The following is a 14975-nucleotide window of genomic DNA, read 5'->3' as shown; positions in this document are numbered from 1 at the left end:
AAGTAGGTCGTGACCTGCTTGTTTGCGGTGGTCAACCAATAGACGGCAAAACCGGTGATAATCGTGGTCAAGACGGAAAGAGCGCAGTTGACAACGACCGGGGGCGCGAATGGAGGAGCCGACGCGATAATGGCGCGGCACGCATGGGGATGCGATGAAGATCAGAAAACTTAAGGTCCAGAATTTTAGGGGAATCAAGCAGCTCGAATGGAAGCTTCCCGACGAGAAAACCTTCTGCCTGATAGGCAGGGGCGATTCTACGAAGACGACATTGTTGGAAGCGATTCGCTGCGCCTTCAGCCCGCAGTGGAATCATGCGTTCTACGATTCCGACTTCCATCAGTGTAATACTGACGATTCGATCCAAATTGAGGTCGTTATCGGGGACTTGTTGCCCGAGTTCTGCGCGGAGCAAAAGTACGGCGCGCATCTTCGCGGCTGGAACAAATGTGCTCTCAAGCTGAACGATGAGCCTGACGACGATGACGAGCACGTTATCAGTATTCGGCTCCTTGTCGCAAAGGATCTGGAACCAAAGTGGAAGGTTTTTACCGACCGTAATCCTGACGGCGTCGACTTCAAGGCGGCTGATCGCGCTAAGGTCGGCGCTGGCTTGATCGGCACATACAGCGAGAAACAACTGACTTGGGCTGCAGGAACGGCGCTCGCAAAGATTACTGAATCCGAAAATCTGAACGAGTCGCTCGTGGAGGCGACACGCGCAGCAAGAAGCTCGCTCGACGGCCAACGAGCACTGGTCCTGAAGAAGTTCGACGCCGCGGCGGCCAAGTCGGAGCAAGTGGCGAAGGGGCTTGGTGTTCCGGTCGGACACGAATACAAGGCACACCTTGATCTCAACGCGATCAGTATCCGAATCGGTGGGCTGACTTTGCACGACGGCGACATCCCCCTGCGGCAGTTGGGTCTCGGCTCGAAGCGCATGCTGCTGTGTGGTATTCAGCAGGAAGGCTTGGAAGACCGGCACATCACCTTGTTCGATGAGGTCGAATACGGGCTGGAGCCGCACCGGGTCGCGCGTCTGATCAAGCACATCCGCGACGACCAGAAGGGGCAGTATTTCCTCACGACACATTCTCCTACCGTGCTGCGCGAGTTAACGGTGGAGCAGTTGTATGTGTTGCGCAAGGAAGACGCTGGCGTGCGCGTGGTTGCGGCCGCAGGCAAGGCATTGGAAGGACTGAACATCCAAGGCCATATCCGCTCCAGCGCGGAAGCTTTCCTGTCCCGCAAAGTGGTCGTCTGCGAAGGAGCGACCGAAGTGGGGTTCCTGCGCGGTATGGATGATCTTTGGGTGGCTGCAGGGAAGCTACCGTTCTCGTACCAAGGGCTGGCACCAGTCGATGCGCATGGCGCGAGCAAGGTCAAGGGTCTCGCGACGGGGTTCAAGGCCCTACACTACGATGTCATGGTCCTCGCCGATGGCGACGCTCAGCACCAGTTCTCCGATAAGGATGCCGCCGAACTGAACGGGAAGGAAGTGCCGGTCGTGATGTGGGCCGATAGACTGTCGATCGAGCAACGGGCGATGGTGGACTTGCCTTGGGAACAGGTGCTGGCGAGCGTGAAGCTTGCGAAGGAGTTTGGGTTTCCAGTCTACGATCAGGTCAGGTCGAAGTTGAACGTCCAGTTCGACGAGGACATCGATAAATGGCAGGACACGGCTGAACTGCGCAAAGCGATCGGCGACGCCGCGAAATCTTCCAATTGGTTCAAGAACATCGCGTATGGAGAACAATGGGCACAGACCATTTTTCCCGCATTCGCGGATGCCGCGTTCCTGCAGAAGGAGTTCGCGACCAAGCTGGGGCAGTTCCGCGCATGGGTGGACAATGGATGACGATCTACCCAAAGTCTTGGCAGACTTTAACGGCAAGGGATATGTAATTGCCCCGGCCGGGTACGGAAAAACTCACCTGATCGCGAGGGCTGTGCAGAAGGCTGCCCGTTGCCAACTGGTGTTGACCCATACCTATGCTGGCGTGAACGCGATCAGGCGGAAGATGCAATTGCTGCGGATTCCGCCGGCGCTTTACCAGATCGACACCATCGCGAGCTGGGCGCTGCGTACCTGCCTTTACTTCCCGAAGACGTCAAAGTGGAAGAAGGACCACCCTACAGGAAAGGACTGGGGGAAACTCTACGGGGCCTGCGCCGTACTGCTGAATAGACCGTTTGTGCAACACATGATCAAGTGCTCATATGGCGGGGTCTACGTCGACGAGTATCAAGATTGCTCTGATCAGCAGCATGAGCTGGTGGAGTCCTTGGCAAAGTTGCTTCCATGCCGGCTGCTCGGCGATCCCATGCAGGCCATCTTCGACTTCGGTGAGCAGCCGATCGATTGGAACATAGCCGTCTATCCCAACTACCAATTGCTCGGGGAGCTGAAGACGCCTTGGCGGTGGAAACTGGCGGGGGCCGATGAGCTCGGGCAATGGCTGAGCCAGGCCAGGGCGCTTTTGGCGGAAGGTAAGAAAATTCCGCTCTCTGGGCAATTGCCCAATGGGGTTCGTCGTTGCTCTATCGATTTGAACGACTTTGGCAATAAAAAGCGGTTGAGCGTGTTCTACGACCACTTGAAGGACCAGGAATCTGTCATTGCCATCCACGCGGGCGACCAGAAGTCGAAAAACAAGACGCATAAGCTGGCACAAAGCATGGCCGGCAAGTTTTCCAGTCTGGAGGAGGTCGAAGGCAAGGATCTCCACCGTTTCATAAAAAAGATCGATAGCGCCAAGTCGGCGGGGGAGCGGCTCCGATCTGTGATCGATTTTTGCAAGACCTGTTGCAACGCGGTGGATGGCGTACTCACAGCGGCAACCAAGAGAGGTCAGGAGGGGAAGGCGACAAAGGCGACGAAATGCCCGGAGATTCTGAACGTGGCGAATCGTTACTTGGCGACGGAATCATTCAAGGACATGGCCATCTTGCTTGATCTTGTCCGCGGCCACCCCGAGGTTACGACCTACCGCCGTGATCTCTTTGGCCGGATGATGGGAGTGTTACGCGTGCACGAGGACAACCCAAGCCTCACGTTTACAGAGGCCGCGAAGCGATACCAGCGTGAGTTTCGCCATTCGGGCCGACCGATCCGTCACAACAAGCTAATTGGGACGACGCTGCTGGTCAAAGGCCTTGAGTACGACCATGCCATCATCCTCGAGGCGGAGTCGATGTCATGGAAACATTTGTATGTGGCGTTGACCCGTGGCGCGAAGTCAATCACCATTGTCACGACGGGTAACGATGTTCCGCGGTAGTGGTCTTTCTTCGATCGGGGAAGACTACTCGATCTCCGGTGATCGCCAAGCATCGTCGGCGTGCAACTGATGTGTACTAGCCCCGACTTGACTTGGCACTCTACGTCCGACGACCGGTATCTTCTATCTCCTTAGAGATGGTTTCATAAAGACTGGTCGGCCCGCCGAAGGGTATTCCAGCAGATCAGGCAGCAACCGAGTTTGAGGAACGCGCCGTGAATGTCTGCACGGCGCTCGAAACGAATGCGGAGACGACGGAAGTGATGCAGCCAGGCATGCGTGCGTTCAACGACCCAGCGATATTTTCCAAGGCCGCTGCCATGTTCGGTGCGGCGCTTGGCGATAACCGGCTCGATGCCGCGATCGCGCAACGCGCGTCGATGCCGCTCAGAGTCGTAACCGCGATCGGCGTAGACCACGCGCGGTCTCTGCAGTGGGTGGCCGCGCAACCCACGAATTGGCGGAATCGCATCGATCAGCGGCAGCAGCTGCGTGACATCGTGAACGTTCGCGCCGGTCAGGATCGCCGCGAGCGGCGTGCCATTGGCGTCGGTGACGATGTGGTGCTTGGAACCTGGTCGCGCGCGATCGGTGGGGTTTGGCCCAGTTTTTGGCCCGCCCCAACGGCGCGAATCGATGAGGAATCGACTGCGGCTCGCGAGAAATCGATTTGGTCTGCTGCTCGCAGCTTCGCAAGCAGCAATTCGTGCAGGCGATCCCATACGCCCGCAGCCTGCCATTCGCGTAGCCGTCGCCAGCAAGTCACGCCCGAGCCGCAGCCCATCTCGGCGGGCAGGTCGCGCCAGCGCAGTCCGGTCTTGAGAACGAACAGGATGCCGGTCAGCGCGGCGCGATTCGAAACAGGCAGGCGGCCTGGGTTCTTCTCGCGCCGCGGCTTGGGTGGCGGCAATAACGGCTCGATCAATATCCACAGTTCGTCGTCAATGATCGGCTTGGCCATCTCCTCGGTCTCGGTTGTTCCGATGCCTGAGGTTTAACAGCTCGCCGTGCAAGTTAACAGCCCCACCGGGCCTTTTTGAAACCGTCTCTTACGAACATCGGTGACAACGCGAACCGGTTCGGCACTCGCCCCTCGATCAGGATAGCCAAGCCTTATGTCAGGCTATCGGTTTTTCGGTCAAATTCTTCTATTATTTTTGAATGTTCATCTAATAGTCTTTGAGAGTGGTGATACTTAATATGTTGCCGGCGATGGCGCCAACTACATTCGCAACGCGGTCAAGGTGGTGGTCGACGCGTACAACGGCACGGTCGACTTCTACGTCAGCGATCCTTCCGATCCGCTGGTGCGGACTTACGCGCGCATCTTCCCCGGTGTGTTCAAGCCGTTCGACGCGATGCCGCAGGATCTTCAACGGCACATCCGCTACCCCGAGGATCTGTTCCTGATCCAGGCGAATCTCTACCGCGCTTATCACATGGATGCGCCGGAAGTGTTCTATAACCGCGAGGACCTCTGGCAGTTTCCTCGCGCGCTGGGCGATATCGACGGGGGCGACGCCGCGAACCGGCAGATGGCGCCGTACTACACGATCATGAGGCTGCCCGGCGACGCGCAGGCCGGCTTCGTGCTCATGCTGCCGATGGTGCCGAGCCAGCGCGAGAACATGATCGCGTGGCTGGCCGCGCGTTGCGATCCGCCCGGGTACGGCAAGCTGATCGTCTACGCGTTCCCCAAGGAGAAGCTGATCTACGGGCCATACCAGATCGAGGCGCGCATCCAGCAGAGCACGGAAATCTCGCAGCAGATCTCGCTGTGGAACCAGATGGGCTCACGCGTAATCCGCGGACATCTCGTGGTCGTTCCGATCGAGCACTCGATCCTCTACGTGTCGCCGCTCTATCCGCGCGCGGCGTCGGGCCAATTGCCCGAACTGAAACGGGTGATCGCCGCCTATGGCGATCGCGTCGTGATGGAGGAAAACCTGGGCGAGGCGCTCGCGGCGCTCTTCAAGGAGACGAGGCCGGGACCGGCGGCGGCGCCGGCGGGCGGCGCAGCGGATGTGCGCGCCCGTGACGCGCTTGCCCATTACGATCGTGCGATCGAGCGGCTGAAGGCGGGGGATTGGGCCGGCTTCGGCGCGGAACTCGATGCGCTCCGACCGTTGCTCGAAGCGCTGGGCGCCGTTCGCGCGAACAACAAGCAGTGAGGGTGACGCCGGTCAGGTCAGTGGTGGCGCGTGCCCATGATCCTCCAGACTTCGCGCGTCGTCGTATTCCCGCGAAATATCCTTGTTGGTGTAGTCTCCGAGCTTCGATGCGGCGACCAGGCTCAGCACCGCGCACGCCAGCACATACACCGCGATCGCATACCCCGAATGGTAGTAGGCAAACAGCGCCGTCGCGATCAGCGGTGCCGGACCGCCTGCAATGACCGAAGCGAGCTGATAACCCATCGACGCACCGCTATACCGCAACCGCCCGGTAAACGACTCGGCAATCAATGCCGCCTGCGGCCCATACATCATCGAATGCGGGACCAGCGACAGCACGATGGCCGCGAAGATCCATATCGGATTCCGGCTATCGACCATCGCGAAGTAGAGAAATCCGAACACGCCGACGGTGGCCGCGCCGATCATGTACATTCGCCGCCGTCCGATCAGATCCGACACGTGTCCGAACAGCGGAATGGTGAAGAATTCGACCACGGACGCCACCAGCACCGCCGTCAGCAGCAGCTCGCGCGTGGCGCCCAACGCCGTGATCCCGTAAGTGAACACGAACGCCGTAAAGATATAGAACGGCGCCTGTTCGGCCATTCGCGCAAACGCCGACAGCACGATATCCCTCGGCTGCTTGCGCAGCACTTCAAGCATCGGCGTTTTCTCGATCCGGCGCTCGGCCAGCAGTTTCGCGAAGATCGGCGTCTCGAGGATATTCAGGCGGATGTAGAGCCCGATCGCGACCAGTACGATGCTGAGGAAAAACGGAACGCGCCAGCCCCACGTGAGGAAACTGCTGCCGGAAAGCCAGCTCATGGCCAGCACGGCGAGGTTGGCGAGGAACAATCCCGCCGGCACGCCGAACTGCGGCCACGACGCGACGAAGCCGCGATGCGCATTGGTGCGCGCCCACTCCATCGACATCAGGACCGAGCCGCCCCATTCACCGCCGACGCCGACGCCCTGGATGAAGCGCAGCACCGTGAGAAAAACGGCGCCCCAGATGCCGATCGTTGCATAGGTCGGAACGAAGGCCACGGCGAACGTGGCGAGCCCCATCAGCAACAGGGTCACGATCAGCGTGGCCCTGCGTCCGATGCGGTCGCCGTAGTGGCCGAAGATCGCTGCGCCGACCGGCCGCGCGACAAAGCCGACGGCATAGATCAGGAACGCCTGCAGCGTGCCGACGAGCGGGTGGGACTGGGGGAAATACAGTTTTGCGAAGACCAGGCCGGTGACCGTGCTATAGAGGAAAAAGTCATACCATTCGATCGTGGTGCCAATCGTGCTGGCGATGACGGCGCGGCGCAACTGGCGCCGGGCTTCCTCGTCGGAGAGGGGCGTGGCCGCGGATTGCAGGGCAGCCATTTTGATATCTCCCGGAAAAGGGCGACTCAGAAAGCAACCATACGCCCGGCGATGGGTTCCGGCAAGTGCAAGTCATGAACGGATTACGGCACGTTCAATCTTTTCAATAAGAAGTCCTGATATAGCGATCGACCAACTTAAGACGCGGGCGCGCATGTCGATGAAAGCGCGGGTTCGTGAGGGAATCGTCGTAGAACGCACGGCTATCATCAATCGGATTCACGGTATCTCTTGAGCGAAGTCGGGGTGGTGCGCATGACACGGACGAAGTTCTGGACAGCGTCGCCTTCCCGGAAATCGCATCGCTTCGCCTACAAGGTGTGACAGGCAGGATGCGCACGTCGCCGCAAAGTAAAAACATGTCATCCATAGGACTTGTCTGATGTGGCGGGCCTCGGATCAGGCGTTGGTCCCATATCTCGCTTTGTAAGGATTTTATAAGATACCGATCAAGAGATTTCGCATGGCGACCTTGAGCTCGAGATGCCGGTGGGATTCCATATTTTCAATGTGTGACGACAGTTTGAGTTCAGGTCGGAATTTCAAATGAGAAAATTTGGCGTAAAAACCATCTTCGCGAACGATAGGCCGTTGACGCTTGCCGGAATGGAATATGTCGCGAGGAATACCAACGCGATCGATTTGATTGCCATATGCAGGACACCACAGAATTTGATCGAGTCGATGTCTCGCATGCATTGCGACGTCGTGGTCATCGATTTTGCGATGCGTGGCAACGGGCAAATTGAAGGACTCGCTCTGCTCGGATATCTGAGACGCACCTATCCGAAGGTCGGGATCGTCGCACTGGTCACGCATGAGAATCCCGTGATCCTCCGATCGATTCTCGATCGGGATGTCGCAAGCGTCGTCAGCAAGTTCGACGACGTCGGCCATATCGTCACCGCGATCCATTCATGCTTTGGGAGCGGCAGTTATCTGTCGCCGCTGATCAAGCGTTCGCTCGAGCTGGTCGAGTGCAGTAGTAATCAGCGTGTATCGAAGCTGTCTCCGCGTGAAATCGAGGTGATCCGATGTTACCTGTCAGGAATGACGATTACCCAGATCGCGGAATACATGAAGAAAGGCAAACAGACAATCAGCGCCCAGAAGACCAACGCGATGAAGAAGTTGGGGGTAAAGAATGACATTGAACTGGTCCGTTGCGCGACGTGTCTCGATTTGATCGACCAGGAGAGTGCGAGTCGGTTCGAAGTTCAGTGATGCCGTCGTCAAGCAAGAGGCGCTTGGCGGCTTAATGCGTGGGGACTGTCGGCCGTTGCGGGCTGGCACGCGAGCGCCAGCGGCATGCAGGTCGAATAAGCAGCGGAGGCCTCCAGATGGACTTGTCCCGGTTCGAGAATGGCAACTTCGTTCTGCCTGGACTGTACAGCGTCGATGTGTACGTCAACGAGAACCTTGCCACGAGCGTGCAGATCCGGTAACACGCGTCGGCCAGATCCACCGATGTGCATCCGTGTTTTGACGACAAACTGCTGCAGGACGTTGGCGTCGACGTGAAACGCCTAACCGCGGACGTGAACGCCCAACTCTGCGACCCGCACGCATGCATCGAGCTACCCGACGCGATTGCCGATGCCACTTCATGTTCGCGTTCGACGAACAGCGTCTGCGACTGAGCATCCCGCAAACCGCATTGCGACGCAGTCCTCGCGGGTATGTGGGCCAGGAGCGGTGCGATTCCGGCGTGACGGTCGGTATGCTGAACTACAACACGAACCTCTATACGAACCGTACCAGCGGCGGACCGCCGATCACGCAGCGGTACGTCGGCCTGAGCGCGGGTGTGAACGTGCGGAAGTGGCGGTGTGAAGCGCTTCAGCGGCACCAGCGCGCGGATCAGCTGCGCGAAATCGATCGCCAAGACGCAGACTGACGTGACGCTTGCCGCGTACCGCTATTCGACGACCGGCAATTCCAGGCCAAGCCAACTTATCGAGATATAATCCGCACGAAATGGGTTTCGAATAAGTACAACATGGCGCTAGTGCGCGCCTCATTCCAGAGCGCGGGTGCATGATGGACGAATTTTCGGTGCGAGTGATTGTCGCGGACGACCATCCGGTGTCGGGGTACGGCATCGCGCAGGGTTTGGGCAGCATGCCTACGATCGAGGTCGTCGCGGTCGTGTCGGACACGGCCGCACTGATCGACCGGCTGGACACGACCTCGTGCGACGTCCTCGTTCTCGACTACGTGATGCCGGCCGGGCAATACGGCGACGGCCAGACGCTGGTTTCATTCCTGACTCGGCGCTATCCGCAATTGCGCATCGTGACGGTGACCATGCTCAATTCCCCGGCGGTTTTTCGCGCGCTGCAGCAACTTGGCGTGCACTGCATTGCAAGCAAATCCGATGCAATCTCGCACATGGTCGCCGCCGTGCACGCGGCTTACTCGAACGGCCACTATCTGTCGCCCACGATTGCGTCGCTTCTCGCGCAGGCGGATACCGGCGTCAGCACCGCACTGTCGAAACGGGAGTCGGAGATCGTCCGGCTGTTCCGTGAAGGCTACAAGGTGACCGAAATCGCCGATCGACTGAATCGAAGCAAGAAAACCATCAGCGCGCAAAAGCTGGCCGCAATGCGCAAGCTCGGCATCACACGCGACGCCGATCTGATCAAGTATGAGGGCGAGCTCGAGCCGTCTGAAAACATCGACCTTCGGTCGAACGACTGATCCGTGCCGGCATGTACAGGTTCCGCGGATGGCTGTCCCGCTTGAATCGTCCTGCGAGCCGCAGGCAATTCGATCCGGACTGGATGCGCGCGTATCAGCGCCGGTTGCTGTACGGCGGTGGCGCGGCGCTCGGCATCTTCATACTGGTGTGCGCAGCCGCTGTCGCGCGAGGCGAGTTCGGCGACTACCAGGCTGCGTTGCGTACGCACTTCCTCACCGTGAAGTCGCAACTGCTGGTTCGCATGTCGGAAAACAGCGCGCTGCTGAAGCAACAAGTGGCGACGGTACAAGGCGGATGGAATGAGCGAGCGCGTCCGACCCGGCTGACCGAGCAGGCGTTTGTCGATCAGGATGGGTTGATGATGCACGACGCCTACGAATTGGACCGGGCATACGCGCTGAAGGCCATCATCGATTCCGCTCATCCGGCGAGCGTTTATGGGCCGCTGCTCGCATTGAGCGAGCGGGTCTTCGAGAGCAGCAGGTGGGTGAAGAGGGCGCAGCCGCTGTCGAACGCGGCCTACATGATCGGCGCCGACGGCCGTTTCGTCACGCTGTCGCTCTACGTTACGTCCCCCTCGGCATTGCCGCAGGCGCAGGCCGCACAACTGCCGTCGCTGCTGCCACAGGCGTGGCCGGATGTCGAGGCGATGGTGCGTGCCGCGGCGTCCGACCCGGAGCATGTGCCCGATGGCGTGATCTGGCTGCCGCCTCGCGCGGGTGTCATTACGGGGGAGCAGCGGGTGCGCGTTGCATCCTGGGCCTTCGATGGCCGTGACCGACCGATTGTGCTGATCGTTCAGACGATACGTCCCGAGCGCCTTTTGAACGAACTCGACGACGAATCGCGCGGTGGCGCGTTCGCGGTGGTCAATCATGCCGGGAACATCCTGCTGTCGGCGGCACGGCACGCTGATGCGGCGAACGTTGCGCACGCACTGGCCGGCGACCGTGTGAACGACATCGAACAACTGTTTCGCGACGGGCGCTTCGAGATTCGCGATGCGATTCCCGGTACCGATTGGACATTGGTCTACGTCTATTCGATACGAACCGTGATGCGCGGCGTCGCGGCTCGTATGTTGGAGATTGCCGGCGTCGCGCTATTCGGTTTGGCGTTCCTGTGGTGCGGGATCGCGCTGATCAACCGGCGCATTCTCGCGCCGTCCTACCGCAGTGCTTCGCGTCTGAAGGAAAGCGAGCAACTCAACCGCACGCTGATCCGCACGGCGCCGATCGGCCTCGCGCTGATCGGCGAAGCGAACGGCACGGTGCTGCTGAGAAACGCAGCGATGGCGCGCTACGAGACCGCCGCGGCAGGCGAACCGCTGTCGCGGCGGATCTGGCGGACGTTCGCTCAATCGCCCGATCCGCGCGCGTCGGGGCGGCGACGCGCCATCGTCGGCCGAGAGATCGCGCTCGCGGGGGCGGGCGACGGCACGGAAGACACGCATCTGCTCGTCAACATCGCACGCGTCCGATATCGCGGCGCGCAAGCGCTGCTCGCGACCGTCAACGACATCACTGCGCGCAAGCTGGCCGAGCAGTCGCTCGTCGAGGCCCGGCACGCAGCCGACCAGGCGAATCGCGCGAAGTCGGTGTTTCTTGCGACGATGAGCCACGAAATCCGCACGCCGCTCAATGCGGTGATGGGCAATCTCGAGCTAATGAAGCGCGGGCCGCTCGCCGATACGCAGCGCCGCCGGCTCGAGATTGTCGATTCGTCATCGTCCGCGCTGATGCACATCCTCAACGACGTGCTCGACCTGTCGAAGGTCGAGGCCGGGCAACTGCGGGTCGATGCCGTGCCGTTCGACTGCGCGGCGTTGTTGCGCGACGTCGTGGAGTCGTTCCGGCCGCTTGCGACGGCGAAGGGGCTGCACCTCGGTTTCGACATCGCGGCAGACATGGCGCGATACCGGGTCGGCGATCCAATCCGGATCCGCCAGGTCGTCGCGAATCTGCTCGGCAATGCAATCAAGTTTACGGAGGCGGGCAGCGTCATGCTCTTCGCGGGCGGGCACGACGACGTCGAGATACGTGTCGTCGATACGGGGATAGGCATTGCGCTGCCGGCGCAATCGACGATCTTCGAGCTGTACCAGCAGGCCGACGATTCGATCCATCGCCAGTACGGCGGCACGGGCCTGGGTCTTGCGCTATGCCGGCGGCTCGTCAATGCGATGGGGGGCGAGATCGTGGTGCGCAGCGCGCCGGGCGAGGGCAGTGCGTTTAGCGTTCGCATCCCGCTGCCGATGGCCGATGACGTGCCGGCCGGCGATCTCTACGACGATGCGGTCGGCGATTCTCCCGATGCGGTCTCGCTCGCGGGAGACGGGGACATGCCGCTGCGCGTGCTCGCCGTCGAGGATCATCCGGCGAGCCGGCTGCTGCTGGCGGACCAGTTCCGGGAGCTCGGCGCCGATGCGACGATCGTCGAAAGCGGCGGACAGGCGATGGCGGCGCTCGAGCGCGGCCGCTTCGACGTCGTGCTGACCGATCTCGGCCTGCCTGACATGGACGGCTGGACGCTTGCGGCCGCGATTTGTGAGCGCGATGTGCAAGTTCGCGTCGTTGCGATGACGGCACACGTCGGTCCGCGGGAAGAGCAGCGCTGTGCGGCTGTCGCGATTCGTGTACTGCTGTCGAAGCCCGTCTCGTTGCGTGCGCTGGCGCGGGCGCTTCGCGCGCAAGGTCGCGTCGGATTTGTGCACTCGGCGGAGGACCGCCCGGCAATGCCGAAAACCGTGATGGCCGCGATGCGCCAGGTCACGCTGGCTTCGTTCGAATCGATCGAGCGCGCGCTGGCAGGACGCGATACCGATACGGTCGTACGTGAGCTACATGCGCTGAGCGGTGGTTTCCTGTCGGTCGGGCATGGCGTGCTGGCGGAGCTGTGCGGTGGGCTGCAACAAGTCGTGCATGACGAAGGTCTCGGCGTTTTCGTTGAATTGTGGCCCGCGTTGCGCGGCGAACTGACCGACGCGCTCGATGCGCTGAGGAGCCACGACATACCGGCGCCCTGATTTCATCGCGTTTTCCCGGAGCAGGCCTGCCGAAACGCGATACCGCAGATTTCAACTTCTCCCGGATGCGGCATCTGAACTTGGGACCTACATCCATGTCAAAGCGATTCTCAAATGTCCGCCTCTGGGGGTGCGGCTAGAATCTTGGACTGGTTTATGCCGCGAGCCCGAGGCGCTCCCGGTATTCGAGCGGACTCAGTGAGCCAAGCGAGATCTTAATCCGCTTGGCGTTGTACCAGCGGATGTAAGAATCGACCGCCTCGATGAACTGCTCGATGCTTGTAGCCTGCCAGGTCCGAGGATAGAACAGTTCCGTTTTCAATCGGCCGAAGAAACCTTCGCATGCCGCATTGTCGGGCGAGCAACCTTTGCGCGACATCGAGCGAATCAGCTTCGCATCGCGCATCCGTGAGAGCCACCCTGGCCAGCGATAGTGCGCACCGCGATCGGAGCGGACCATTGGCTGGTGTTGGCTGTTGGCCACTGTCTCGATCGCTGCGTCGAGCATGGTATTCACAAGCTCGGCGTCCGGACGCGTGCTGATCGACCAACTGACAACTAGCCTATCAAAGCAGTCGATCACGGGCGATAGATACACCTTGCCGGCTGGAATCTGGAATTCCGTAATGTCGGTGAGCCACTTTTTATTCGGCGCTGCCGCCCGGAAGTCGCGATTGACGAGGTTTTCTGGCGCGGGGCCTATTTCGCCTTGATAGGAGCCGTAGCGACGCCGGCGGGCACTGCCAGCGGCCAAGCCTTCTTGCCTCATCAAACGTCGAACGACTTTCTCCGATATGAAGACCTGCTGCTTACCGAGTGCCGCGCGTATCCGGCGATAGCCGTAGCAACGGTAATTGAGTTCGAAGATGTTCGTGATGACGCGACGCACGCCAGCATACTTGTCAGCGACAAGCAATCGTGCGCGATGGTAAAAATAGGAACTGCGGGCAAGACCCAATACGGCGAGCAGTTCTGGCAGTGCATGGATTTGTCTCAGGGCATCAACCAGCGTCGTCTTCTCCCGATTGCTCAGGAGCCGCGGGTCGATGCCCAGGCCTTTTTTTAACAGTTCATTGGCCTTCTTCAGGATGTCGCGTTCAAGTTCCAGCTGCCGTATGTCGCGTCGAAGCGATTCCAGCTGCTGCTCCAGTTCTGCCGGCTCAGGGGCTGATGCCAGATTCTTATGGCGTTTCATGGATGCCGGAGCCTCTCGACCGAGTAGCTTATTTTTCCAGTTGTATAGCGTCGGCCTGCTCACGCCTATCTTTTCCGCGATCACGCGTGCACCTTCGTCTCTGGTGCACAGCTCAATGACCGCTGCCTGCCTCAACACTGGCGACGACGGCACATTCCGAGCATTGCTGACAAGACGTTTCCGAATATCGGGGCATAGCTCGTAGACCCACGCGGCCAGCACTGCGCGACACGGATACCCCAGTGCTCTCGTGGTCCCGGCAAAATTGCAGCCATGACTCAAATAATGCTCGACCGCGATCTGCTTCTGTTCGGTGGAGTAACGTGGCCTGGAGCGGCGATAGCCCGCCGGCAAATCGCCAACCTCAACGAACGCACGGTACCACCGTGCCAAGTTCTTGCGCGAAGGATATCCCAGCTCGCGAATAGTTGCCGCTGCGCTTCTGCCGTACTTGATGTAGAGCGGAACCGCTCGAACGCGGTCTTCGTATGAATACATGAACTACCTCCAAGGTAGTCCAAGATTTTGTCCGCACCCCGCTCTCGGCTAAGTTGAAATGTCCGGATTTACGGGCTTGAGGCTTGTTTCTCTTGGGTTGCAGATCACGCCGTGTCGAAGAGCTGATCCTGAACGGGCAGGGTGCTTACGCTTGCGTCACGGCCCCTTGCAGACCGACGGACAGGTTTGCGCGCGGGCTGTTGGACCTGTCTGCGTTCGGCGAGATCCACGATCACTTTCTCGACATCGGCCTGCGTGAACTCACGCTGCTTCTTTTTGTTCGGCTGAGTGGTGTTGCGATTCGTCTTGGTCGAGTCGCCTCGATGCGTTCGAGACGGTGCCTTACCGATTCGGCTGTTGTCGCGCTGCGCCTGAAGCGCTTGCGCGATCTGCAGCACGTGACTCAGACGCTTGTGTTCGACGATGGCACCTTGATCGATTTCGGCCAGCCGGTCGTACTGCCTGCACGGCAACACGCGACCCTCTGCTCGGAGTTCGATACGCTCATCCGGGTGCTCCCAAACCTCGATCGTTCGATCAATCAGTTGCCGATTTGCGGATTTCGGTGATGGTGATCAGCCGTTTCGGCGAGCGTGATCAGTTTGGAAGGTGGTGTTGCGCGGTCAATGGATTATAGCGAAGGTGAGCACGATCAGGATGCGGAGGACTGCTTGGCGTTGGTCTTTCGCATCGACTCGCCCTTCAACGGCAACATCGC

The 14975-nt window shown here is 60.0% G+C and carries 10 protein-coding genes and 2 pseudogenes; 8 read left to right on the top strand and 4 right to left on the bottom strand.

Translation table 11 applies throughout. From position 1 onward, the window contains the following. The first annotated feature begins 154 nt into the window (after positions 1-154). Together WS87_RS30990 and WS87_RS30985 are read left to right on the top strand one after the other, a co-directional pair. Positions 155-1858: an ATP-dependent nuclease gene (locus WS87_RS30990; RefSeq protein WP_059815322.1), complete on the top strand. Its 1704-nt coding sequence runs from the start codon at positions 155-157 to the stop codon at positions 1856-1858. Beyond that, the gene (locus tag WS87_RS30985; RefSeq protein ID WP_059815319.1) at positions 1851-3281 is read left to right on the top strand and encodes a UvrD-helicase domain-containing protein; all 1431 of its coding nucleotides are present in this window, start codon (positions 1851-1853) and stop codon (positions 3279-3281) included. The genes WS87_RS30990 and WS87_RS30985 overlap by 8 nt, the downstream gene beginning before the upstream one ends. A gap of 143 nt (positions 3282-3424) precedes the next feature. Here the strand turns inward: WS87_RS30985 and WS87_RS30980 are convergent. Then, positions 3425-4242, bottom strand: a protein-coding gene (locus tag WS87_RS30980; RefSeq protein WP_107938234.1) for an IS5-like element IS402 family transposase whose coding sequence is annotated in 2 segments (ribosomal slippage) — positions 3425-3894 and positions 3894-4242 — 819 coding nt in all. Because the reading frame shifts where the segments join, the coding sequence is not laid out codon by codon here. Between the two features lie 247 nt (positions 4243-4489). Between WS87_RS30980 and WS87_RS30975 the strand changes: the two are divergent. Next, a pseudogene (locus WS87_RS30975) lies at positions 4490-5452 on the top strand (UPF0182 family protein); the annotation flags it as partial. 12 nt (positions 5453-5464) lie between these two features. Here WS87_RS30975 and WS87_RS30970 read toward each other — a convergent pair. After that, positions 5465-6835 carry an MFS transporter gene (locus tag WS87_RS30970; protein WP_059815310.1) on the bottom strand — a complete coding sequence of 457 codons (1371 nt, stop codon included), beginning with the start codon at positions 6833-6835 and terminating at the stop codon, positions 5465-5467. A gap of 546 nt (positions 6836-7381) precedes the next feature. Between WS87_RS30970 and WS87_RS30965 the strand changes: the two genes are divergently transcribed. The 5 genes from WS87_RS30965 (at position 7382) to WS87_RS30940 (ending at position 12564) form a co-directional block, all read left to right on the top strand. Further along, the gene (locus tag WS87_RS30965; RefSeq protein WP_059815306.1) at positions 7382-8059 is read left to right on the top strand and encodes a response regulator transcription factor; all 678 of its coding nucleotides are present in this window, start codon (positions 7382-7384) and stop codon (positions 8057-8059) included. Positions 8060-8175: 116 nt separating this feature from the next. Further along, positions 8176-8280: a FimD/PapC N-terminal domain-containing protein gene (locus WS87_RS34545; protein WP_082750542.1), complete on the top strand. Its 105-nt coding sequence runs from the start codon at positions 8176-8178 to the stop codon at positions 8278-8280. A gap of 161 nt (positions 8281-8441) precedes the next feature. After that, a complete protein-coding gene (locus WS87_RS30955; protein WP_059815303.1) occupies positions 8442-8732 on the top strand; it encodes a FimD/PapC N-terminal domain-containing protein in 291 nt (96 codons plus the stop codon). 143 nt (positions 8733-8875) lie between these two features. After that, a complete protein-coding gene (locus WS87_RS30945) occupies positions 8876-9538 on the top strand; it encodes a response regulator (protein ID WP_059452495.1) in 663 nt (220 codons plus the stop codon). 41 nt (positions 9539-9579) lie between these two features. Next, positions 9580-12564, top strand: a complete 2985-nt coding sequence (locus tag WS87_RS30940) for a sensor histidine kinase (RefSeq protein ID WP_236873309.1) — start codon at positions 9580-9582, stop codon at positions 12562-12564. 154 nt (positions 12565-12718) lie between these two features. Here the strand turns inward: WS87_RS30940 and WS87_RS30935 are convergent, their stop codons facing one another. Then, positions 12719-14257, bottom strand: a complete 1539-nt coding sequence (locus WS87_RS30935; RefSeq protein WP_059815295.1) for an IS3 family transposase — start codon at positions 14255-14257, stop codon at positions 12719-12721. Between the two features lie 104 nt (positions 14258-14361). Then, a pseudogene (locus WS87_RS34375) lies at positions 14362-14811 on the bottom strand (ISNCY family transposase); the annotation flags it as partial. Between the last annotated feature and the right edge of the window lie 164 nt (positions 14812-14975).

It is taken from the genome of Burkholderia sp. MSMB0856, assembly GCF_001524645.2.
Classification (GTDB): domain Bacteria; phylum Pseudomonadota; class Gammaproteobacteria; order Burkholderiales; family Burkholderiaceae; genus Burkholderia; species Burkholderia diffusa.
Note: the sequence above shows the minus strand (reverse complement) of the source record. Positions and strands in the feature narration are given on the sequence as shown.